This window comes from Pseudidiomarina sp. (assembly GCF_048267825.1).
Taxonomy (GTDB): Bacteria; Pseudomonadota; Gammaproteobacteria; order Enterobacterales; family Alteromonadaceae; genus Pseudidiomarina.
In genome coordinates this window covers 17,860-41,413 of record NZ_JBLWWR010000009.1, presented here as the reverse complement: position 1 = coordinate 41,413, position 23,554 = coordinate 17,860, and the positions used below count along the sequence as shown (strand labels likewise).

Genomic DNA, 23,554 nt, shown 5'->3' with positions numbered 1-23,554 from the left:
TGTCTATCAGGGAGGGGCAATTGTAGGCTCATTCCTAAACGCTTTTTCTAGTAAGCTTCCTCTTAGAGTAACACCATATTTTCAAAGAAATTTAGGTTTCAATGATCAGCTTTCACCAGTAAAGTATGAAATGCAAGTGAAAATAGTGATTCCTTGATGTTTGGCGAACTAGTCGCAATTCACTGGAATAGTTGCGAAAACTGCAAGCTTAACTTGTACTAGCTCAGAATTGATTTAACAGCTACCCCAAGACCACAATTTAGATTTGAGTACTTATCAACAATCCACACTGCGCTGATTTTTTTGCTCAAGACTTAACCTTTCTGCCAACCAAACTTTAATCAGCGATTGTCGCGTGACACCAATACGGGCAGCCTCTTGATCTAGAGACTCAACAATCCAGAGCGGAAAATCGACATTGATTCGTTTAGAGTCCTGATTTACTCGCCGTGCGGTAGACAGATCCAGATCGTCAATAATATCCTCTTTATTGGCATCGAACTTTTCTTCAAATTTCTTGGTTTTCATAAAGCTCAACCTCTTTTATTCGTGAGCGACGCACTGAAATAATTCGGATTCCGAGTTAAAAGTATACCTTTATTACTCACCATGCAACTCTCCCTGTTTGCTAAGATGAAAACATCAGCATCAGATTTGAGTGCATTGGCTAAAAACTAGAAATACGCCCCGCTCCATACGTTTTTACAATTACAAAAAGAAGATTTTCCGACACGCACAAAAAAGGCGAGCTAAAAAGCTCGCCTTTTTCATCACATCAAAACCAATTAACGATAACTATCAACCGCCGGGCAGCTACACATCAAATTCCGGTCGCCGTATACGTCATCAATACGGTTCACGCTTGGCCAGAACTTGTTGATTTTAACCGCAGCTACTGGGTATGCAGCCACTTCACGGCTGTATGGACGTTCCCAGTTGGCGTCAACGATGTCTGCTAACGTGTGTGGTGCATTGTGTAGTGGGTTATTGTCTTGCGCCCACTCACCTGCTTCAACACGTTTTGCTTCTTCGCGAATGCTGATCATGGCTTCAATGAAGCGGTCTAGCTCAGCTTTTGATTCTGACTCAGTCGGCTCAACCATTAAGGTGCCCGCTACTGGGAAGCTCATGGTTGGGCTGTGGAAGCCATAGTCTTGCAGGCGTTTTGCCACGTCCATTTCGGTTACGCCGCTGGCGTCTTTCAATGGGCGTAAGTCAATGATGCACTCGTGCGCAACGCGGTCGTTACGGCCTTTGTACAGAATTGGGTAATGCTTGCTTAAGTGCTTGGCAATGTAGTTGGCGTTCATGATTGCCACTTCAGTTGCTTCGCGTAAGCCACGGCTGCCCATCATGACAATGTACATCCACGAGATTGGCAGAATGCTTGCGCTGCCGAATGGTGCTGCAGAAACTGCGCCGTTCGCTTTGTCGGTACCTTCAATGGTAATCACGCTGTGATTCGGCAAAAACGGTGCTAAGTGCTGTTTAACACCAATTGGGCCCATACCTGGACCGCCGCCACCGTGTGGAATGCAGAAGGTTTTGTGCAAGTTCAAATGCGAAACGTCAGCACCAATATAGCCCGGCGACGTAACGCCTACTTGTGCGTTCATGTTGGCGCCGTCAAGGTACACTTGGCCACCGTGCGCGTGCACAATTTCACAAATGTCTTTAATGCCTTCTTCGTACACACCATGCGTTGATGGATACGTAACCATGATGCACGACAAGTTATCGCCTGCTTCAGCGGCTTTCGCTTTCAGGTCGTTCAAGTCAACATTACCGTTCTTGTCGCAATCCACCACTACCACGTTCATGCTCATCATTTGTGCAGAAGCTGGGTTGGTGCCGTGCGCAGAGCTTGGAATCAAGCAGATGTTACGGTGCGCGTCGCCGCGGCTCTGGTGATACTTTTGAATAGCCAGCAAGCCAGCATATTCACCTTGAGCACCCGAGTTTGGCTGCATAGACATCACGTCATAGCCAGTAATATCCACTAACCACGTTGACAAGGTGCTCAGCAATTCTGCGTAGCCTTGTGCTTGGTCTGCTGGGCAGAACGGGTGCAACTGACCGAATTCAGGCCAGGTAACCGGAATCATTTCTGCGGTCGCATTCAGCTTCATGGTGCATGAACCAAGCGAGATCATGCTGTGGTTCAACGACAAGTCTTTGTTTTCAAGCTGCTTGATGTAACGCAGCATTTCGGTTTCTGAATGGTAGCTGTTGAACACTGGGTGTTCCAGAATTGCACTTTCGCGGCGCAATGCTGCTGGAATTGACTCAACGTCGCCTGAGGCAACACGTGAATCCAGTACGTCAACTTCTAAGCCGTGGTCATCACCGAATAACACCGCAAACAATGCGGCTACGTCGTGACGGGTTTTGGCTTCATCAAGGCTTACGCCAAACTGGCCGTTGCCATCAACACGTAAGTTAATTTCTGCTTGGTCCGCGCGTGCTAACACGGCATCGGTATCGCCTTCCAGTTTGAAGGTTAGCGTGTCGAACCAATGGTTATTAACCAGTTTCACGCCCTTTTCTTTCAAACCCAGCGCCACAATGTCAGTTAAGCGATGAATGCGTGAAGCGATTGTTTTCAGGCCTTGCGGGCCATGGTATACCGCGTAAAACGAAGCCATGTTGGCTAACAGTACTTGTGCGGTACAGATGTTTGAGTTGGCTTTTTCACGGCGAATGTGTTGCTCACGCGTTTGCATGGCCATACGCAGTGCCTGGTTGTCACGGGTGTCTTTTGACACACCAATGATACGGCCTGGCAACGAACGCTTGTACTTGTCGCGGGTTGCGAAGAATGCAGCGTGTGGGCCGCCATAGCCCATAGGTACGCCGAAACGTTGGGCTGAACCCAACACCATGTCTGCGCCCATTTCACCTGGTGACTTCAACAGCACCAAGCTCATGATATCGGCAGCAACGGCAACCACGCCTTTGTTCGCTTGAATGTCGGCAATCAGTTTTTCGATGTTATGAATTTCACCGTTGCGATCTGGATATTGCAGCAATGCACCAAATACGTCTTGGCTGTCGGCGTCACGTGCTGGGCCAACTAAAACTTCAAAGCCAAACTGTTCGGCGCGGGTTTTCACCACGTCGATGGTTTGCGGGTAAACGTTGTCCGCAACGTAATAGGTGTTCGATTTGCTTTTGCTTACGCGCTTGGACATTGCCATGGCTTCGGCAGCAGCGGTTGCTTCATCAAGCAACGAGGCGCTGGCCAATTCAAGGCCGGTTAAGTCCATGGTCATTTGTTGGAAGTTCAAAATAGCTTCTAAACGACCTTGCGCAATTTCTGGCTGATAAGGCGTATAAGCGGTGTACCAACCTGGGTTTTCTAACACGTTACGCAGAATAACGTTGGGCACTAGGGTGTCGTAATACCCCATACCAATAAATGACTTGTAGACTTTATTCTTGCTCGCAATGGCTTTCAATCTGGCCAGCGCATCGCGCTCGGTCATTGGTTCGCCAACTGACAAGAATGGGTCGCGACGAATCGCACCAGGAACGGTGTCTTGCGTGAGCTCTTCGAGTGAATGAACACCCAGCTCTGCTAACATTGCTGCGGTTTCATCAGCACTTGGGCCAATGTGACGCGCAATAAATTCACCGTGATTTTCTAACTGCTTCAGCGTGGTCGTAGTCATTTACTTCAGATCCCCTAGCTTTCGGGTTGATACAAGACATTTGAAACACAAAACCCCGGTGCAAATGACCGGGGCTTAGCAACAAAACGAGCTGTTATTCTTCGTCGATAACTGCTTGATAACCTTCGGCATCAAGCAAGCCTTCAACTTCAGTTGGGTCTTCGGCTTTGATTTTGAACAACCAGCCGTCACCAAATGGGTCATTATTTACTGTTTCTGGTGCGTCTTCTAAGTCTTCGTTTACTTCGACAATTTCACCAGCAATTGGTGCATAAATGTCAGAAGCTGCTTTTACTGATTCTGCAACGGCAACATCATCACCGGCAGCAACATTGGCACCAACATCTGGCAACTCAACAAACACCATATCGCCTAACAAATCTTGCGCGTGCTCAGTGATGCCGACAGTAAAAATGCCGTCGCCGTCGTTACGCACCCATTCGTGCGTTGATGCGTACTTAAGTTCCTTTGGGATGTTGCTCATGTTCTGTTCCTCATTTTCTGTTCTTCAGAAAGGTAATAAATGCTTAGGCAAGTACTGACTTACCGTTACGGACGAAGCTTGGTTTGACCACGCTTACTGTAACTAATTTTTTGCGAATTTCCACCTCAACGCTGTCACCGACTGTGGCCGGCACACGGGCCATAGCAATCGAGAAGCCTAAGGTTGGTGAAAAGGTACCTGATGTGATCACGCCTTCAGCGCCATCAACCACTACTTTTTGACCGTGGCGTAGCACGCCTTTTTCTTTCATGACCAAGCCAACCAACTTATCGTGGCCTGCAGCTTTTTGCTGTTCAAGCACGGCACGCCCAATAAAATCGCGGTCAGCCGGTTCAAAGGCAACGCTCCACCCCATATTTGATTCAAGTGGTGTAACGCTTTCGTCCATATCTTGACCGTACAAGTTCATGCCTGCTTCTAAACGCAGTGTATCACGGGCGCCGAGCCCACATGGTTGTACGCCAACATTTAACAGGTCGTCCCACAGCTTCTCAACTTTGTCGCCAGGCACAACAATTTCATAGCCTTTTTCACCGGTGTAGCCGGTGGTCGCGATAAAGTAGTCTCCCGCTTGTACGGACATAAACGGCTTCATGTCTGCGACTGGCGCAAATGCTTCGTCGCCCAGTACTAACTTAAGTTTTTCTGCAGCTTTTGGCCCTTGCAACGCCACCATACCGAAACTTGGTTGTTCTGTGATGGTTACTTTAAAGCTTGCCGCAACGCTGTGAATCCAGTCCATGTCGCGCTCACGGGTTGCGGAGTTCACAACCAGGCGATACGACTCGTCACTGAAGAAATAAACGATAAGGTCGTCAATTACGCCGCCTTGTTCGTTCAGCATGCCGCTGTAAAGGGCTTTACCCGGAATGCTGAGTTTTGCAACGTCATTGGCTAACAGGTAGCGCAGGAAAGGTTTCGCATCAATACCGGCCACATCAACAATTGTCATGTGCGACACATCGAATACGCCTGAGTCGTTGCGCACCGCATTGTGTTCTTCTATTTGCGAGCCGTAATTCAGCGGCATGTCCCAGCCGTGGAAGTCGACCATTTTCGCGCCAGCTTTCACATGCGCGTCATATAAAGGAGTGCGATTTGCCATGAGCTAGTTGTCCTTTTTTGGTGTCGATGCGCCGAAGTTTTCACAGTGCTTGCGCATTCAAAAAATTAGGGCGAATTATAGAACTCTAAGGCCCCCGCAACAAATGAATATTACTTATACATTCATAAATATTTTAAATATATTTAATATTCATATAAGATTCAGTAATGAAACCCATGAGAATAGGGCCTGCAGCATGCAACATCTCCCGTTAGAAGCGCTACGTGCGTTTATAAGTATTTATGAATTGCAGAGTTATACCGCTGCCGCCCAACAATTAAACCGTTCGCAACCTGCAATAAGCTTGCAATTGCAGCGGCTTGAAGACTTACTTGGCGTGTCGCTATTAAGTCGCAGCGGTGGCCGTATTCATCTGACCCCTTCCGGCGCAGAGCTGCTTGAGCAGGCGCGGCTGTTGCTCGGCCTGAATGACCAAATTTTTGCGCGCTTTACCGAGCCCAGTGTGTCGGGGCAAGTGCGCTTAGGTATTCCAAGCGAGTTCGCCAGTAAACTCTTGCCGCAGGTGCTTGGTCAGTTTGCGCAGGCCTATCCGAATGTTTCGCTGTCGGTCACATCGGCGCTTAGCAAAGACTTACTCAAAGACGAACAGGCGCATTTTGACTTGGTGATTGCCTTAAAAGAGCCCGATAAACGCGTTACCCGCCCGGGTTTGATTATTTTAAAGCAAGAACCTTTGGTTTGGGTGGGCAGCCACAGCGAAATTGGTGGCAGCACTGAAGCCCTGTCTTTGGTTGTAGCGCCCGAAGGCTGCATTTATCGGCGCCGCGCCTTGGCTGTGCTGCGACAAGCCAACACGCCGGTTCGCATCAGTTACACCAACGCGGATTTCTCGGGCCTCACGGCCGCCATTGAAAGCGGTTTGGGGTTAACGGTATTGGCGCAAAGTACGGTGCCGGACAACTTAGCGCGATTGCAACGTAGCCACTACCATGCGCTGCCTGAACTTGGCGAGGTAAGCGTTGCGATGTGGCAAGCCGATGCCGACAATCAAGCCGCCACGCAGCTTGCCCAGTTTATTCAAGAACGCATCTAGCGGCTATTCGCCCAGCGCTGCTTTTACCAGCATACGTTTGATAGGCGCCGTGCTATTGGCCACTTTAAAGCCCACACCGCGCACCAATTTAAGTAACGGATTGGCACTGCCGAAACCACGTTTGAAGGCTTCCATTGCGGTGATCATGGTAAGCGCGGCAGCTTTGCGCTTGCGCTCCCAGCCTCGCAAGCTGCGCTGGGACGGCGATTGCTCAAATACCGCGAGTAAATCAATAACATCACCAAAACCCAGGTTAGCCCCCTGCCCCGCTAACGGGTGAATGCTGTGCGCGGCGTCGCCGATAATCAGCAAGCGGTCTTGCAGCCACCGCTGCGCATATTGCATACGCAATGGAAAGCCAACCCGCTGTGACGCTAATTGCAGTGTGCCAAGGCACTGATCACTTGCGGCTTGCAACTGGTGTATAAATGTTTTGTCGTCATCGGCAAGCAACTGCTGTGCATAATCCGAGTCGGCCGACCATACCAATGACACATGGTGTGGATCATGCAACGGCAGCCACGCCACTGGCCCTGTAGGCAAAAATACCTGCCGAGCCACGCCTTGATGCGGCTGCTCGGTTTCAATGACGGCGACAATGCCGGTTTGTTCGTAATCCCAAAAGCTAATGGGTAACTTGGCACGTTCGCGAATGGCTGAACGCGCGCCGTCTGCGGCGATTAAATAGTCACCATGCAGCTGCTGGCCTGAGTTTAAGGTTACGTGCGCATGTTCGGCATCAACCTGATGCGCGGTCACTTCTTCTTCGGCGTGCATGACCACACCGCTTGCTTCAGCGGCATCCCATAATGCTTGCTCTAACACGCGGTTTTCAACAATTGCGCCAAGGTCATCCGCATCAACTTCTGCCGCGGCAAAGCAAATCTCACCAAAACTGTCGTGGTCCCACACCTGCATACCGGTGTAAGGGCCCAAACGTTCGGCCGGAAGCTTCTGCCACACGCCAAGGTTTTGCAGTAATGCCCGGCTGTGATGCGCCAGTGCACTTACGCGCAGCTCGGTTTGTTCGCTATAGGTCGGTCGGCCAGAGCGCTCAACCATGTGTACGCGGTGGCCCTGCTGACGTAAGCCTAACGCGGCGCTTAAACCAATCATGCCGCCGCCGACAATAATGACTGTCAGAGCATTCGTTTGAGCTTTCATAGGTCACGGAACCCCATCGTTTGTCGCGCAAAAACATGGCGCAACGGCGGTAAGTTATCTAACCCAAACAAGGCTAAATTACGCCCCATAATCAATGGCGCGTAGTGGTTGGAAAAGCCACGCACTAAACTGTCCGTTAATCCAATAATATGTTTGTAGTCGGCTTGGCGTGCTTGGTTGTAACCACTTAATATTGAATAGCTGCCGGGGTCTTTGGCATGGATGAGTTTTGCACTCAACTCAATGGCGTCACGCACCCCGAGATTAAACCCTTGCCCGGCAATTGGATGCAAGGTGTGCGAGGCATTCCCGATAATGACCGTACGATGCGCAATGCTGGTGTCGGCCAGGTGCAATTGCAGTGGGTATTGTACCCTGTCGGTAACGGCTAAAAAGCGACCGGCACGGTAGCCAAAGGCCTGCTGGCAAGCTGCCAGAAAGTCATCATCGGCACTTGCTAATGTCCGTTGAGACTCTTCAGGGCTTAAGCTCCAAACCAGTGAGGCTTGGTTATTCGGTAAAGGCAATAACGCAATGGGGCCGGTTTCCGTGAAGCGTTCGTAGGCCCAGCCTTGTAGCGATTCAGATAACGTCAGTGTGGCGATAATACCGGCTTGTTGGTAGTCGGTGTGCTGCATGGTAATACCGGCGTCGGTGCGTACTTGAGAACGCTGCCCGTCGGCACCAACCAGCAACAGCGCTGAGCTTGTGTGCTCGGTGTCATTCACCGTGTAGGTCACTTGAATTGCGGCAGATTGGCGTTCCGCACGCACAAACCACGCACCGCCAACCCAATCGATATTGTCCTGCACCTGACACGCTTCGTACAACGCCTTGTTCAGCGTTGCTGCGGCAATCACTTGCCCCATTGCTGGCACACCATGCTGGTGCGCGTGCAGTCGTGTCATCCCTAAATGCCCACGATCGCTCACATGAATGTGTTCAATCGGGCTCGCTTTATCCGCGATAGATTGCCAAATGCCTTGGCGTTGCAATAGCGATACGGTGGCAGCTGCCAGCGCAATGGTGCGCTTGTCTTGGGCGGGGCCCTGTTGTTGCGGTTCAAGCACACGAATGCGCCAATCCGGTCGGCCACGAGCCAGCAGCAATGCGGTTAAGGCGCCAACCAGACCGCCGCCAGCAATGATTACCGGCTGCTGTGCTACTGAGCCATCCATTGCTCAATCTCTTCAACAGTTTTAGGTACGCCTTGTGTCATATTTTCATAACCTTGTTCGGTAATAATGACATCGTCTTCGATGCGAATACCTATACCATGCCATTTTTCATCAACATCGGCTGTGCCGTTCGGAATGTAGATACCCGGCTCGATGGTTAACACCATACCCGGTTCAAACTTGCGCTTTTTACCGGCTTGGGTGTAGGTGCCTACGTCATGCACATCAAGCCCTAACCAATGGCCTAACCCATGAATCATAAACGGCCGGAAAGCGTCATTCGCGATTAGCTTTTTGAGATTGCCTTTAAGAATGCCAAGTTCATGCAAGCCTTCAGTTAACGCCTTGCCCGCCGCAACCATGGCTTTTTGCATATCGCTGCCTGGTTTTAACGTATCAAGCGCTGCCTGCTGGGCGGCTAGCACCACGTTATACAGCGCCTTTTGATCGGCGCTAAAGCGACCGTTGACGGGGAATGTTCGCGTAATATCACCGGCATAGCCTTGATATTCAGCGCCAGCGTCAATTAATAGTAGATCACCGTCGTGCAGCTCACTTTCGTTTTCGGTGTAATGCAAAATACAGGCATTTTCTCCGCTGCCACAAATGGTTCCGTAGGCAGGCGAAAGCGCGTTTTGCATGGCAAATTCATGGTGAATTTCTGCTGCAACCTGATATTCAAATTTACCCGGTTTCACGAACTTCATCGCGCGCTTATGTGCATCAACACTTATACGCGCAGCGTGGCGCATCAGCTCAAGCTCTGCGGCACTTTTTACAATGCGCATATCGGCTAACCACGGGTTAATATCAACCCATGCATGCGGCGCTTGATGCCCTTTTTTAGGTGTCGCACGAAGCTCGTCGGCCAGCGCATGCAATTGCGCGGCGAGTTCTGGCTTGTCATGCGGGTAATAAACTTGTTCCGCGCCATCAAGAATGGCAAATAAATGATCGTCCACATCGTCAATGCTGCCGGTGAAATCGACACCCAGACTTTCCAACGCGCGCTCAACACCAAGGCGTCGGCCGTGCCACACTTCATCAACTGGGCTGCTCGGCTGACAGAATAGCTGCACTGGGGTTTCGCTATGTGGCGCAAGAACCAACAATGCGTTGGGTTCATTAAAGCCCGTAAGGTAGAAGAAGTCGCTGTCCTGACGAAACGGAAATTCCGTGTCGCGGCTACGCGTTTGCAGTTGTGCACTTGGGATAACGGCCACAGCCGCCGGCGACGACTTTTTTAAAAGTTTTAATACGTGGGCGCGTCGCTTTTTGAATTCGGCAGAAACTTGGGTATGTAACATGTGAACCTACATCAGAAACGGGTCAGTAAATTAATGTAACACCTTATTGGTGACACAATCGGTGCCAGCGCGCTGGCCTAACTCGTTAAAGCACAACATGGCCGATATACGTAAATATTCCACCACTTCATAGTAGGCACGCTCGCCTTCTTCGTCGTCGTCAACGGCAAAATCAAGTTTTGCAATTTCGACCATGTCATCGATAACTTCGCGAACATCGTCAGATAGCCCAGCTAAGTTGGTTTGATTCACACCAAAACCAACCAGATAAGACTGTACCCAACCGATCATGCAGCCAAGGCGTTCAACCAAAGATTCGTGGTCACTTGGCAGTAACAGGTTAAAACCTAAGTCTGGGTCACGCATGCTGGCGCAAACGTCTGCAGCCATTTCGATAAGCTGCTTTTTGACGGCATGCTTAAACGATTGACCTTCATGGATTAAGTCGCTCAGTAGCGTCAACCAATCTTCGCCTTTCAGGCTGGCGCCGCTCGCAACCATTCCGGTTAAAATGCCGTGAACTTCGGCCGCGCTGGATAATATTCCTTGCTGCTCGAAGAATTCGTTTAACTGGTCGTAATTAAGTGGTTTAGCATTACTGCTACCCGTTTCAGACATAGCTATATTCTCTTTACGTTCTTTACGCACATCCTACCATTGCAAAGCTATTCAGGCTAGCTGACAAAGGCCGGTAGGACGTGTCATAATATTAGCAGTGTAATTAATAAGAATAGTTCAAGCACAGAGGAAGCGGCATGAGTCAACGCACCATGGACATAAGATTGATGGAACGTCACTACAAGGTGAATTGTCCTGCTGGGCAAGAAGTGGCGTTGCAACAGGCCGCCGACCGCTTAAATAAAAAGCTCGAAACTATTCGCGGGGCAACGAAGTTATCAAACCCTGAACAAATTGCGGTTATGGCGGCGTTGAATTTATGCCATGAATTTGCGCAAGATGAACAACGTAAACAACAGTACATTGTTGATTTAGAAGAAAAGCTGAAGTTGTTGCAAGAAACGCTTGAGCAAGTAATGGCCGAGCAACGCCCCGGACGTTAGTACAAAGAATTATGACTGCCTGGGATGTGCGCCAGCACGCCGATGTCCCTGAGCCGATGCTAGCAGTAAAGGGGCTCACTGGGCGACTATTGTGCAAGCTCGACATGTATCGAGAAGCCTGCGGTCGTTCCAATTGCGCCCCGCCTTGAACCAGTGGGTTCAAGGGCCAAGGCACGCAGCGGCATTCTGGGTGGTCACCCCTTCAAAAACCGTTATTCGTTAATCGTTATTCGTTATTGGTGCGCTTTTGCTTTTCCTCGTCTACGAGTCGGCGGACGTCGGATAGCAGTTCTTGTGCATCAAAGATGATGCCATCTTTGATGGTGTAGCGAATGCCTTTGGTGCGCATTGGCTCATTGTTTTCATCGAGCTTGTAGTGGCCTGTACCGTACAGCACCTTAAAGTTTGCTAGCGGGTTTTCGTCGACCACAATTAAGTCGGCTTTTTTACCCGGCACCACACTGCCAATTTCATCTTCAAGGCCAAGCGCTTCGGCGCCGTTAAGCGTTGCAGCTTGAATCACTTCAAGCGCATTGAAGCCTGCTTCACGTAATAATTCCAATTCGCGGATGTAACCAAAGCCGTATATTTTGTAAATGTAACCTGCATCTGAACCTGTGGTGATGCGACCACCATGGTTTTTAAAGTCGTTTAAGAAGGTCATCCACAATTGGTAGTTCTTGCGCCATGCAACCTCTTCATCAGTGGTCCAGTCAAACCAATATGAACCGTGCGCATAGCGGCTGGGCGTAAAGAAGTCCCACAGTTGCGGTAAGGTGTATTCGTCGTGCCAAATGGCCTGGCGCTCGCGCATCAAGTCACGGCTCGCTTCATAAATAGTAAGCGTGGGGTTAATGGTAAAGTCGAGCGCAATCAACTCATCACGTACTTGATTCCATTTTTCTGAACCCGGTTTTGCAGCTTGTGCCCAGAGCTTACCTGCTTCACGGAAGCGATCTTGTTCGTTGTTGTAGTTGTAATCGGCCGGATAGTTCTGAATTTGCTGGCCGGTAAACAACGCCTCAGGCAACCCATACCAGTGCTCCATGCTACCCAAGCCTAAACGGGCTGAGTCAATAACGCTGGTACGTACCACGTTCAACTGCGCATGGTGCATCATGGTGCCAAGCTTTTGCTGGTTAGCTTCATCAAGCGCAGCAGCCATCACTTTCGGGGTTGCGCCAAAGAATTTTATCCCCGCTGCGCCCTGTTTTTTGATACCGCGTACCCAATCACGGGCTTGTTCGCCGTTAAAAATAGGAGCGTCAGCGCCCATTCCAAAACCTGCGTACGGAATAAGTCGCGGTGAAACAATTGAATTCTTCTCGGCCTGTTGCTGATGCCACTTGGTCCAGTCCAGACCGTTAAAGCTGCCCGGTTCACGCACTGTGGTAATGCCGTGTGCCAGCATGAGCTTCAGCACGTATTCAGCTGGAATGCCTTCAGCAGAGCCACCAATGTGGCCGTGCATATCAATGAAGCCCGGCAGAACATATTTACCGGTTACATCAAGTTCGGTGTCGTTAGGTCCAGCTTCCGGCCGCCCTTCCGCTTTAATTGGCACCCCAGGGTTACCAACACTCACCACATTCACAATACGGTCGTTTTCGATAACGATATCCACCGGCCCTTGTGCCGGTGCACCCTCACCGTTTATCAAGGTTGCCCCACGCAAAATTAAACGTGTGTAGGGGCCGTCACCTTGGTCACCCCTGGCTGGAGCTTTTGGCGGTGCAGCGACAGCTGTACTGGCTATCACAAAGGTCAGGGTTAACGTGGTCAGTAATTGGCGTATCATGGTATAACTCACTGTTATTCGATTTATTATGCAACTAAGGATATCAGCGCCGTGTCGCAACAGCAATTACGCAGCCACCTTCTCAACGCACGCGCTAGCCTATCTGCCGCAGAGCGCGATGATGCGGCGCGACAGGTGGGTGAACACTTACTTAGCCTGCCTGAGCTGCGCCAACCTTGTACACTGGGCAGTTACTTTAGCGTACGCGCTGAGTTACCCACCCATGCCATAAACCAACAACTTATGGATGCGCAGCATCAACTTGCTTTACCCATTTTACACCCTATTCTTGCGGGGCATTTGTTGTTCCTGAGGCTCAGCGAAACCACCCACTGGACCCACAACAAATACGGTATTCCTGAGCCGGAATTAAACGCGCAGCACATTGTGCCGTTGCAACACATGCAGGTGCTGCTGGTGCCGCTGGTGGGGTTCGACCGCAGTGGCAACCGCATGGGTATGGGCGGCGGTTTTTATGACCGTACCCTAAGCGCTTGGCATAAGGGGCATATCAAAAACCTGCTGCCTGTTGGTTTGGCGCTTGATTGTCAGCTGGTGGATGAACTGCCCAAAAACCCTTGGGATGTGCCGCTACCGATGGTGATTACGCCCGCGAAAATATGGGACTTTCGCAGCTAAGACTGTATACTCAAAGGCCATAGACAACTGACTGTGGGAATCCGTATGACGACCTCTCAAGACCAACTCAAAAAGCAAGCCGCTGAAGCCGCATTAAAATACATAGAACCCAATACCATTGTAGGCGTTGGCACCGGCTCAACTGTTAATTTTTTCATTGACGCACTCGCCACCATGAAGAATGACATTGAAGCTGCGGTTTCAAGCTCGGAAGAGTCCACCAAACGTTTAAAAGCCCATGGTATTGAAGTGGTTGAGCTCAACAATGTCGGCAGCCTACCTGTTTACGTTGATGGTGCCGACGAAATTGATGAACACCTGCGCATGGTGAAAGGTGGCGGCGGCGCCCTGACGCGCGAGAAAATCATCGCTGCCGTAGCCGATAAATTCATCTGCATTGCGGACGAAAGTAAGGTGGTTGGTCGCTTGGGTAACTTCCCTGTCCCTGTAGAAGTGATTCCTATGGCGCGCTCTTACGTTGCCCGCCAAATTGTGAAGCTGGGCGGCGACCCTGTGTGGCGACAAGGGTTTGTCACCGACAACGGGAACGTCATTCTGGATATTCATAACTTTGATATCTTAGACCCTGTTCAACTGGAACAACAATTGAATAGTATTGTAGGTGTTGTCACCAATGGCCTCTTCGCCAAACGCGGCGCAAATATTGCCATTATCGCAAGCCCCGCAGGCTTAAAATTTATGGAGTAGAAATGAACGACGTGACCGCACCACAAGTTTCACTGGCCAAAGAGCGTATTCAAATTTTATTGCTTGAAGGTGTGCATGACAGTGCTATTGAAGTGCTTAAACAGCATGGCTATACCAACATTCGGGCATTGAAAACATCGCTCAATGAAGATGAGCTGTGCGAAGCAATCAAAGATGCGCACTTTATTGGCATTCGGTCACGTACGCAGTTAACCGCGAAGGTGTTTGCTGCGGCCGAGAAACTGGCAGCGGTTGGCTGCTTTTGTATTGGCACCAACCAAGTTGATTTAGAAGCCGCGCGCGACCATGGCGTGGTGGTATTTAACGCCCCGTTTTCAAACACCCGCAGTGTGGCTGAGCTGGTATTAGCAGAAATTATCATGCTGTTGCGACGCATTCCGGAAAAGAGCGCTGCGGCGCATCGTGGTGGCTGGGATAAAGCCGCAAAAGGCTCGTTTGAAGCCCGTGGTAAAATTTTAGGTATTATTGGCTACGGGCATATCGGTAGCCAACTGAGCATCTTGGCAGAGCAGCTGGGCATGCAGGTGCGCTATTACGACATTGAAACCAAATTGTCGCTGGGTAACGCGCTGCAAGTGAAGAGCTTAGACGCCTTACTGCAGCAAGCGGATGTGATTACGCTGCATGTTCCTGAAACCCCGCAAACCCAGTGGATGATTGGCGCAGAGCAACTGGCCAAAATGAAGCCTGGCGCGGTATTGATCAATGCTTCGCGTGGCACTGTGGTGAAGATTAATGCCTTGGCTGATGCGCTTAAATCGGGGCACTTAGCGGGTGCTGCAATTGATGTATTCCCGGTTGAGCCGAAGGGCAATAACGAGGAGTTTGAGTCGCCACTGCGTGGCCTGGATAATTGTATTTTGACACCGCACATCGGCGGCTCTACCCAGGAAGCACAAGAGAACATTGGCATTGAAGTGGCCGGTAAGCTGGTGCGCTATTCCGATAACGGGTCAACGTTATCTGCGGTTAACTTCCCTGAAGTGGCCTTGCCAACTCATGCTGGCGCACGCCGGTTGTTGCATATTCACCAAAACCGCCCTGGCATGTTAACGCGCATTAACCAATTGTTGGCTGACAACAACATCAACGTGTCCGGCCAGTATTTGCAGACTGACAGCAAAGTCGGTTATGTGGTGATTGATATCGACACGCCACCAACAAGCACGATTGCCGACGACCTGCTGGTTGAAATGCGCGCCATTGATGGCACGATTAAAGCGCGCGTACTCTACTAACAAAAACGCCGACATGATGTGTCGGCGTTTTGCTGCACGGCGTGCGGCTTAGCGGTTGCCTTTAACCGTTTTCTCCATCGATTCTGGAGATACGTGACGTACGTCTTTGCCTTTCACGAAGAAAATAATGTACTCCGCAATATTCTGGCAACGGTCACCGATACGCTCAAGTGAGCGCGCCGACCACAACACATTCATGACTTTCGGAATACCACGTGGGTCTTCCATCATGTAAGTCATTAACTGACGTGTGAGCGCTTCATATTGACGGTCAGCCTGGGCATCCATTTGATGCACTTCATAAGCTGAATCAAGATCCATCCGCGCAAATGCGTCAAGCACGCCTTGCAGCATGGCGAGTACTTGTTGGCCGAGGTTTTCCAAACTCACCAAAAACTGCTGCTGGTCGTTGTTGAAACTCTCAAGCGCTACACGTGCAATGCGCTCAGCTTCATCACCAATACGTTCAAGATCAGAAATGGTCTTGAAGATGGCAATCACTAAACGCAAGTCGCTTGCTGCCGGCTGACGCTTCGCAATAATTTGCACACATGCTTCGTCAATTTGCACTTCCAACGCATTGATTTTGTAATCGCGCTGCAGAATTTTTTCTGCCATTTCGTGATCGGACTTTTCAATGGCATGTAACGAATCGCGCAGTTGTTGTTCCACCAGGCCACCCATAGTGAGTACTTGGTTACGAACCGCTTCAAGCTCATCGTTAAATTTACCGGAGATATGCCGGCTCATACTGTTTTTATCCATAGCCTTCTCCTATTAACCGTAACGTCCGGTAATGTAGTCTTCCGTTTGTTTCTGTTCTGGCGTGGTAAACAAGGTATTGGTATCCGCGTACTCAATCAACTTACCCATATACATGAACGCCGTTTGATCAGAAACCCGTGCGGCCTGTTGCATGTTGTGGGTAACAATCACCACGGTAAACTGCTCTTTTAATTCCGTGATCAACTCTTCAATAGTAAGCGTCGAAATTGGGTCCAATGCCGAGGTTGGTTCATCAAGCAATAGCACTTCAGGCTCAATCGCAATTGCGCGGGCGATTACCAAACGCTGTTGCTGACCACCTGATAAGCCGAAAGCCGATTCGTTCAGTCGGTCTTTGACTTCTTCCCAAAGCGCAGCGCCTTTTAACGAGCGCTCAACCACTTCGTCCAACGTGCGACGGTCGTTCACACCCTGCAACCGCATACCGTACACAACGTTCTCGTAAATTGACTTAGGGAACGGATTCGGGCGCTGAAACACCATACCCACACGGCGGCGCAATGCTGCTGCATCAACGTCTTTTTCGTAAATATTTTTATCATGCAAGCGAATTTCACCACTTACACGGCAGATTTCAACCAAGTCGTTCATACGGTTAATGCAACGCAACAGTGTTGATTTACCACAACCTGACGGCCCGATGAAGGCGGTTACACGATTTTTCGGAATGTTCATCGAAATATCATATAAAGCCTGCGCATCACCGTAGTGCAAGTTCAAATTGCGAATTTCTAACGCAGTTTGCTCAGGCGTCAAATTTGCTAAGTCTAATGATTCGACATTGCTTGTGCTCGGGGTTACCGAAATCATAATGTTTAACCTTCTGCCCTAAAATTTATTAACGCTTTAACAGCTTAGTGTTCAAGCGAGCGATATTTTTCACGTAAATGGTTACGCACGCCAATAGCGGTCAGGTTTAGCCCGACAATTACGGTAACCAATAAAAATGAGGTGGCGTAAACGAGCGGACGCGCTGCCTCAACGTTTGGACTTTGGAAACCCACATCATAGATATGGAAGCCAAGGTGCATAAATTTCCGATCTAAATGGAAGTACGGGAAGTTGCCATCAACCGGCAACATCGGCGCCGACTTCACCACACCAACTAACATCAGCGGTGCTACTTCACCTGCTGCACGCGCCACGGCCAAGATTAAACCCGTCATAATTGCTGGTGAGGCCATCGGCAAAATAATTCGCCACAGGGTTTCGGCTTTGGTTGCGCCCAATGCCAAGCTGCCTTCACGCAAAGTGCTCGGAATACGTGATAGGCCTTCTTCAGTCGAAACAATAACCACTGGCAAAGTTAAAATCGCCAACGTAATTGCGGACCACATAACCCCTGGGGTACCGAAGGTTGGGCTTGGTAGTGCTTCTGGATAGAAAATTTGGTCCAGTGAACCACCAACCATATAAACAAAGAAGCCAAGACCAAATACACCGTAAACAATTGACGGCACACCGGCTAAGTTGATCACCGCAATGCGTATCAAGCGTGTGATGGCGTTTTTACCGGCGTACTCATGCAAGTATACGGCGGCGACCACACCAAACGGCGTTACAATAACGGACATCAGCAATACCATGAATACCGTACCGAAGATTGCAGGGAAAACCCCACCTTCGGTATTTGCTTCACGTGGGTCTTCCGATACAAACTTACCAATTTGCACAAAGAAGTGACCGATTTTACTGAATATACCCATGTCATTCGGGAACGTTGCGTCGAGTACGCGGTATAAAGGTATTGAAACCTCCATGCCCCGCATGTCGCGCATTACTACGCTGTCACGACTGGCTTGCTCGCGAAATGCGAACAACTGCTTCTCAAGCTCACGGTATTGCTCATTTAACGCCTGCTCTTCAGCACTAATGCGTTGTTTTTCGGCTTCCGTGAGTTGGCCTTCAAGGTCTAACGCACGGCTTTGCAAACGCAGACGGTTTAGCTCGTGATTAATTGCACCAATTTCGCCTTGCTGTAAGTCTGTGGCTTTCTCATTCAATTCAACTGCACGCTCAATGCGTTCAAACAGCACGTCACGGATATCACGATCGTTAACGACCGACTCGCCCTGCTCCAGTACATCGACAACGTAACCGTAAAAGTTACCGTCTTTCGAGCGCTCTAGCACACCTAAGTCAGCTGGCGTTTCGTCGCGAATAATCTGCGGTTTCATTACCCACATAAAGTCGAGCGGTACAAACTCACGGTTACCGACTTTAAACAGTTGACGCTCGAGCGTGTCGCCGTCAAAGCCATCGAGCTTTACGCCCGACTCTTGCAAGCGCTCAATTGGAACTTGTTCACGGTCGTAAACCTCGCCAATGATAACACGCGTTGATCCGTCATTGGCTTGCACTTCCACTTCGTGAATTTGTGCTGGCCAAAAGAACGACAAGCCGCGCCAGGCAATAAGTGCCAGTAGCCCGAGTACGGCAATAAGACTCACACTAACTGCACCGGCGGTGAGCCAAATGTACGGTTTTCCTGATTTAAACCATTTGTTCATGGAAATCCTCTAGCTTACATCGAGCTGTATTTTTCACGTAACCGCTGGCGTACAAGCTCTGCCAACGTGTTAAACGCAAACGTGAATACAAATAGAACAAAGGCAGCCAAAAAGAGTATTCGATAATGCGAGCTACCCACTTCTGATTCAGGCATTTCAACGGCAATGTTCGCAGACAATGTGCGCATGCCCTCAAAAATGTTCCAATCCATAATCGGCGTGTTACCTGTGGCCATAAGTACAATCATGGTTTCACCAACGGCACGGCCAAGGCCCATCATTACGGCTGAGAAAATACCTGGGCTGGCTGTTAACAACACAACTTTCGTAAGCGTCTGCCACGTGGTTGCGCCCAGCGCTAATGAGCCATTCGATAAATGGTTCGGCACACTAAATACAGCATCTTCGGCAATCGAGAAGATGGTTGGAATTACTGCAAAGCCCATGGCAATACCCACGACTAACGAGTTGCGTTGGTCAAACGTAATCCCTAATTCGTTGGTAATAAACTGACGTACGTTGCCGTCAAATAGCACCCGCTCTATAAATGGCGATAGTTCAAACGCGAACCAACTGACCAGTGCAACCACTGGCAACAGAATCAATGCGGCTCTGCCGTCCGTGAACTTGTTACGCCACGTTTTTGGTAAGCTGCTGCTTAGAAAAGCGACCAGAATAATCGCGCTTGGCACCAGAATGATGGTTGCGACAATTCCGGGCAAATAATTCTCAATAATCGGGGCTAGCCACAAACCTGCCAGGAAACCCAAAATAACCGTTGGCAGTGCTTCCATGATTTCGACAGTTGGTTTCACCACTTTACGCACACTTGGCGACATAAAGTAGGCGGTGTAAACCGCTGCAGCTAGGCCAATTGGCACAGCAAATAGCATCGCATACGCGGCTGCTTTTATGGTGCCGAATGAAATTGGCACCAAGCTAAACTTCGGCTCAAAGTCATCTGACCCAGAAGTGGATTGCCAAACGTACTGCGGCTCTGGATACCCTTCGTACCAAACTTCTTGCCAAATGCCACTCCAACTCACTTCTGGGTGTTCATTTTCAAGTTTGAAGGTATGCAATTCACCGTCACTCTGCATCAACAAGGTATTTGCCCGAGGGTCTATCACCACACGGTCTGCGCGCAGTTTGTCCGGGTGTTCAAGATACAGATCAGCTTCTGAAGTGGTGTGAAATACACCCACTTGCCCATTGGCGGACACGGTATAGAAGGTTCTGCGGTAATATTCAGCAACGATATCAACAATGGCATCGTCACCCGCTTTGAACTCACGAATGTATTGGTACTGACGGCCATTTTCACCAGCTACTTCAAACCACTGCGTGACCACGCCATTGTCGTGACCAAACATGACCGAGCTGGCGCCAGCAAGCAATTGCATGCTGGTAACTTCGCCGTAACGGCGACGTTCAATGTTAAGCAACTGACGCTCGGTTACTTTACCCGTGCGCGATACATCAAAAACGTAAAAACGATTGCCCTGGCGCACGAAAACCTGACTTAAGTTTGGCTGCACCAGAATATTATCAACGTCGCCTGTTAGCGGTAATTCAGTGAACTTTGATTCAAGCTCAACAGCGCCCGTTAAGAAGCTCTTGGTTGCCATGGCGTAATTGACAATAACTGTATTGTCGGCCGTTACGGCAGCAAATAGCGACGAGTCGCCATCATATTCATACGCCAATTGGGTGAGTGTGCGTTGTTTAGGGTCAACCTGAACCAGCTCACCATCGTTACCATAACCAACGTACGGCGTGGTTAGCCGCTGGCCTGCAGTAAACTTAGAGCGGAATTTTGGTTCGATAATGCGCACCTGCCCGTTTGCTACGGCATAGGCATAACGCTTCTTTTGTGGCTGCGTGGCAGCGAAGGCGGTAGGTTGTTCAGCGACCTGCTCGGATAAAATCACCTCACCAGGCTGCCAGTCTGTACCGGATTTTGTTTTCAGTGCGAAAAAGGTCAAATCACCTTGGTCACTGAATCGAAACCCGATTTCCGAATGCTCTTCCATGCCCATGGCAAGGGTTTGGCCCTGACCTGGAATGGCAAAGGATTGTTGCCGCTCAATTTCCACACCGCGGAAAATTGGCTCAACCACATATAACAAATAAAAGAAGATCAGTAGCAGTGCTATTAAGACTAATCCGCCGCCAAAGGTTACCCCCCAACGCGCGGCTCTATCTTTAAATAATCGCACATTACTGGCTCCCAACTCAGAGCGTTGTGATGCCGCCATTGCTGCCTCTTAAGTTATAAACCAACGAATGTATTTATGATGCCGCATAGTATAGACGTGTTCTATGACAGTATTGTTACAGTACTGTCATATTAGTGAAATTTTTCTGTCATGCAGCAAAAAGCCCGCTAGGAAATTAGCGGGCTTTTTCATGGTTCGTTTTGCTTAGTTTAAGCCTAAACGCTCAAGCTCTTGCTCAACCACAATGCGTGGTAATGGAATGTAACCGTCTTTGTCGACAATTTCCTGGCCAGCTTTTGACAATACCATTTTCAAAAACTCAGCTGTTGCTGGGTCTAACGGCTTGTTTGGATGCTTATTTACATAAACATACAAGAAGCGCGATAGTGGATACTTACCAGCAAGCGCATTTTCTGTGGTTGCGTCAACGTATTCTTCACCCGCTTCAACTGCTAATGGTACAGTTTTAACACCAGAGGTCATGTAACCAATACCTGAGTAGCCAATTGCGTTCAGTGACGTTGATACTGACTGCACAACTGATGCAGAGCCTGGCTGTTCGTTTACGTTGTTACGGAAGTCACCGTCACACAGTGCGGTTTCTTTAAAGTAACCGTACGTACCTGAAACGGAGTTACGACCGTAGATTTGCAAGTCGCGTGCGTCCCAGCTACCGGTAAGGCCTAAATCACCCCAACGACGTACTTCTTCGGTTGCACCGCATAAACGCGTGCTTGAAAACACAGCATCCACTTCAGCGATGGTCATGCCTTCGATTGGGTTATCTTTGTGTACAAATACTGCTAAAGCGTCAATGGCAACGCGAACTGCTGTTGGCTTGTAACCGTGACGTTTTTCGAAAGCTTCAATTTCTTTTGCTTTCATAGCGCGGCTCATAGGGCCAAAGTTTGAAGTACCTTCAGTCAACGCTGGTGGCGCAGTTGAAGAACCCGCTGCCTGAATTTGCATGTTCACATTCGGGTACATACGCTTAAATTCTTCAGACCAGAAGGTCATCATATTCGCGAGGGTATCAGAACCAACTGAAGATAAGTTGCCAGACAGGCCACTTACTTTTTCATATTCAGGTAAGTTGTCAGTTGCTTTCTGTGCTGTTGCCGAAAAGCTAAGTAAACCCGCTACTGCTGCTGTAATTAATGCCGATTTGAATTTCATAATAGACTCCAATCGTTAAAGTGTGTTGGCGTTAACCAACCGTTTAATCAGTAATTGGAGTCTATTTTAGTAGGTCAATATGACAGTAGTGTGACAATTATGACAAAACCGTCATTTTTTTATCACAAGCTCTTCGGAAATGCGGAAATAAAACCGCGAGCCGCGCCCAACTACAGAATCAATTTGCAGGCGGCTATGGTGGTGTTCCAAAGCTTGTTGCACGATTGCAAGGCCAAGACCTGACCCACCTTTCTTGCTGTTGCGGTCTTTATCAACACGATAAAAACGCTCTGTTAAGCGCCCGACATGCTCCGCTGGGATACCGGGGCCGTTGTCCTGCACGCTGAACTCGGCGTCTTGCCCAACCATTTTCCAGGTTACACGAATAACGCCGTTGGGCTGCGTGTAGTGAATGGCATTAGCCACCAGATTTGAGAACACGCTGCGCAGTTCGTCTTCAACGCCGTGAATTTGAATTGGCTGGATATCAAATTCAAGTGTGTGCTGCTTGTCTTGATTCAGCCGCTCCGCATCACTTTTCACCGTCTCCAGCATGCTGGGTACATTCACGACGCGCTCGAACATATCGGTACGGTGCACATCCATGCGCGACAGCGACAGCAACTGATCAACCAGGTTGCGCATGCGGTCGCTTTGGCCCTGCATATCACTCACCGCTTTGGTGAGCATCGCCGGCGGCATTGAGGCTGGATCGTCCAGCATCTCCAAATAACCTTGTAGCACAGTGAGCGGCGTTTTTAGTTCATGTGAAACGTTCGCGACGAAGTCTTTGCGCATTTGTTCCAACTGTTTCAGCTGGGTCACGTCACGTGCCATGAGCAAATATTGGTCGTCGCTGTAGGGCATGATACGCACTTCAAGCTCGATGTCTTCCCGCACCGGTGAAGGTATATGGATGTCTTCGCTGAAGTCGCCTTTTTGCAAATAAGTGACAAACTCAGGGTGCCGAATTAAGTTTGAGAGCCGAATACCGGTATCTGCTGGCCACTTCAGGCCAAAATAGAACTGTCCCAGTTTATTACACCAAATTAAGCCGCCGTCTTTGCGAAACACAATGGCGGCATCAGGGATTGCTTCTGAGGCTTCACGAAAGCGGCGCAGTAATCGGGCCAATGCGCGACGGCGCTGCTGGCTGCGGCGCTGGGTGCGGTAAATACCGTCATAGATGTAACTCCAGCTACCCGGAGCACTCGGCGGAAGCACTGTACGGCGATGCCATAACCAGTCCACCAGCTTGTATTGGTAGTAGTAATGCCACACCACCAGTGCAAACAATACAATGGCTAACGTTGCCCAAAAGTAATCGAACAACCAACCTAAAAAGCCCACTGGGATAATAAACCACAGCAGGCCTTTTAGAATAAACAGCACCGAATAGCGGCGATCCATGCTC

Annotated in this window: 20 protein-coding genes and 1 other RNA gene; 6 read left to right on the top strand and 15 right to left on the bottom strand. The window is 49.6% G+C overall.

Annotated elements, in window-relative coordinates; translation table 11 throughout:
* Positions 1–276: 276 nt before the first annotated feature.
* The 4 genes from brnA to gcvT form a co-directional block, all read right to left on the bottom strand.
* Positions 277–528 (bottom strand): type II toxin-antitoxin system BrnA family antitoxin, encoded by a 252-nt coding sequence (gene brnA / locus ACN0UN_RS08470; RefSeq protein ID WP_417659592.1) that lies wholly within the window; start codon positions 526–528, stop codon positions 277–279.
* Positions 529–785: 257 nt separating this feature from the next.
* On the bottom strand, positions 786–3,671 hold the full coding sequence (gene gcvP / locus ACN0UN_RS08465; protein WP_417659591.1) for an aminomethyl-transferring glycine dehydrogenase: 2,886 nt from the start codon (positions 3,669–3,671) through the stop codon (positions 786–788).
* Positions 3,672–3,765: 94 nt separating this feature from the next.
* The gene (gene gcvH, locus ACN0UN_RS08460) at positions 3,766–4,155 is read right to left on the bottom strand and encodes a glycine cleavage system protein GcvH (protein ID WP_417659590.1); all 390 of its coding nucleotides are present in this window, start codon (positions 4,153–4,155) and stop codon (positions 3,766–3,768) included.
* Positions 4,156–4,198: 43 nt separating this feature from the next.
* On the bottom strand, positions 4,199–5,281 hold the full coding sequence (gcvT, locus tag ACN0UN_RS08455) for a glycine cleavage system aminomethyltransferase GcvT (protein ID WP_128352935.1): 1,083 nt from the start codon (positions 5,279–5,281) through the stop codon (positions 4,199–4,201).
* Between the two features lie 196 nt (positions 5,282–5,477).
* Between gcvT and ACN0UN_RS08450 the strand changes: the two genes are divergently transcribed.
* Positions 5,478–6,335, top strand: a complete 858-nt coding sequence (locus ACN0UN_RS08450; protein ID WP_417659589.1) for a LysR family transcriptional regulator — start codon at positions 5,478–5,480, stop codon at positions 6,333–6,335.
* A gap of 3 nt (positions 6,336–6,338) precedes the next feature.
* Here ACN0UN_RS08450 and ACN0UN_RS08445 read toward each other — a convergent pair whose 3' ends face one another.
* Genes ACN0UN_RS08445 through ACN0UN_RS08430 form a run of 4 tightly spaced genes read right to left on the bottom strand, consistent with a single transcriptional unit; the run spans position 6,339 to position 10,602 of the window.
* Complete coding sequence (locus tag ACN0UN_RS08445) at positions 6,339–7,499, bottom strand: UbiH/UbiF/VisC/COQ6 family ubiquinone biosynthesis hydroxylase (protein ID WP_417659588.1); 1,161 nt, start codon at positions 7,497–7,499, stop codon at positions 6,339–6,341.
* Complete coding sequence (gene ubiH / locus ACN0UN_RS08440; RefSeq protein WP_417659587.1) at positions 7,496–8,677, bottom strand: 2-octaprenyl-6-methoxyphenyl hydroxylase; 1,182 nt, start codon at positions 8,675–8,677, stop codon at positions 7,496–7,498. Before ubiH ends, ACN0UN_RS08445 begins: the two co-directional genes overlap by 4 nt.
* The gene (pepP, locus tag ACN0UN_RS08435) at positions 8,662–9,984 is read right to left on the bottom strand and encodes a Xaa-Pro aminopeptidase (protein WP_417659586.1); all 1,323 of its coding nucleotides are present in this window, start codon (positions 9,982–9,984) and stop codon (positions 8,662–8,664) included. The genes ubiH and pepP overlap by 16 nt, the downstream gene beginning before the upstream one ends.
* A 30-nt stretch (positions 9,985–10,014) precedes the next feature.
* Positions 10,015–10,602: a UPF0149 family protein gene (locus tag ACN0UN_RS08430; protein ID WP_417659585.1), complete on the bottom strand. Its 588-nt coding sequence runs from the start codon at positions 10,600–10,602 to the stop codon at positions 10,015–10,017.
* A 137-nt stretch (positions 10,603–10,739) separates the two neighbouring features.
* Between ACN0UN_RS08430 and zapA the strand changes: the two genes are divergently transcribed.
* Complete coding sequence (gene zapA / locus ACN0UN_RS08425) at positions 10,740–11,045, top strand: cell division protein ZapA (protein WP_128352941.1); 306 nt, start codon at positions 10,740–10,742, stop codon at positions 11,043–11,045.
* A gap of 13 nt (positions 11,046–11,058) precedes the next feature.
* A non-coding RNA gene (gene ssrS / locus ACN0UN_RS08420) (6S RNA) lies at positions 11,059–11,242 on the top strand.
* 29 nt (positions 11,243–11,271) lie between these two features.
* Here the strand turns inward: ssrS and ACN0UN_RS08415 are convergent.
* A complete protein-coding gene (locus tag ACN0UN_RS08415) occupies positions 11,272–12,843 on the bottom strand; it encodes an amidohydrolase family protein (RefSeq protein ID WP_417659584.1) in 1,572 nt (523 codons plus the stop codon).
* A gap of 51 nt (positions 12,844–12,894) precedes the next feature.
* On the opposite strand from ACN0UN_RS08415, the gene ACN0UN_RS08410 reads away from it, so the two are divergent.
* Genes ACN0UN_RS08410 through serA form a run of 3 tightly spaced genes read left to right on the top strand, consistent with a single transcriptional unit; the run spans position 12,895 to position 15,449 of the window.
* On the top strand, positions 12,895–13,482 hold the full coding sequence (locus ACN0UN_RS08410) for a 5-formyltetrahydrofolate cyclo-ligase (RefSeq protein ID WP_417659583.1): 588 nt from the start codon (positions 12,895–12,897) through the stop codon (positions 13,480–13,482).
* A 45-nt stretch (positions 13,483–13,527) separates the two neighbouring features.
* Complete coding sequence (gene rpiA, locus ACN0UN_RS08405; protein ID WP_417659582.1) at positions 13,528–14,190, top strand: ribose-5-phosphate isomerase RpiA; 663 nt, start codon at positions 13,528–13,530, stop codon at positions 14,188–14,190.
* 2 nt (positions 14,191–14,192) lie between these two features.
* Positions 14,193–15,449: a phosphoglycerate dehydrogenase gene (gene serA, locus ACN0UN_RS08400; protein ID WP_417659581.1), complete on the top strand. Its 1,257-nt coding sequence runs from the start codon at positions 14,193–14,195 to the stop codon at positions 15,447–15,449.
* A 48-nt stretch (positions 15,450–15,497) separates the two neighbouring features.
* On the opposite strand, the gene phoU is transcribed toward serA, so the two are convergent.
* The 6 genes from phoU to phoR form a co-directional block, all read right to left on the bottom strand.
* The gene (gene phoU, locus ACN0UN_RS08395) at positions 15,498–16,214 is read right to left on the bottom strand and encodes a phosphate signaling complex protein PhoU (RefSeq protein WP_417659580.1); all 717 of its coding nucleotides are present in this window, start codon (positions 16,212–16,214) and stop codon (positions 15,498–15,500) included.
* 12 nt (positions 16,215–16,226) lie between these two features.
* Positions 16,227–17,045, bottom strand: a complete 819-nt coding sequence (gene pstB / locus ACN0UN_RS08390; protein ID WP_128352947.1) for a phosphate ABC transporter ATP-binding protein PstB — start codon at positions 17,043–17,045, stop codon at positions 16,227–16,229.
* A 44-nt stretch (positions 17,046–17,089) separates the two neighbouring features.
* Entirely contained in the window at positions 17,090–18,745 is a 1,656-nt protein-coding gene (gene pstA / locus ACN0UN_RS08385) for a phosphate ABC transporter permease PstA (RefSeq protein WP_417659579.1), read from the bottom strand.
* A gap of 14 nt (positions 18,746–18,759) precedes the next feature.
* Positions 18,760–21,003 carry an ABC transporter permease subunit gene (locus ACN0UN_RS08380; RefSeq protein ID WP_417659578.1) on the bottom strand — a complete coding sequence of 748 codons (2,244 nt, stop codon included), beginning with the start codon at positions 21,001–21,003 and terminating at the stop codon, positions 18,760–18,762.
* A gap of 165 nt (positions 21,004–21,168) precedes the next feature.
* Positions 21,169–22,140, bottom strand: coding sequence for a PstS family phosphate ABC transporter substrate-binding protein (locus tag ACN0UN_RS08375; protein WP_417659577.1), 972 nt, complete (start codon positions 22,138–22,140; stop codon positions 21,169–21,171).
* A 111-nt stretch (positions 22,141–22,251) separates the two neighbouring features.
* Entirely contained in the window at positions 22,252–23,550 is a 1,299-nt protein-coding gene (phoR, locus tag ACN0UN_RS08370) for a phosphate regulon sensor histidine kinase PhoR (protein ID WP_417659576.1), read from the bottom strand.
* Positions 23,551–23,554: the final 4 nt, after the last annotated feature.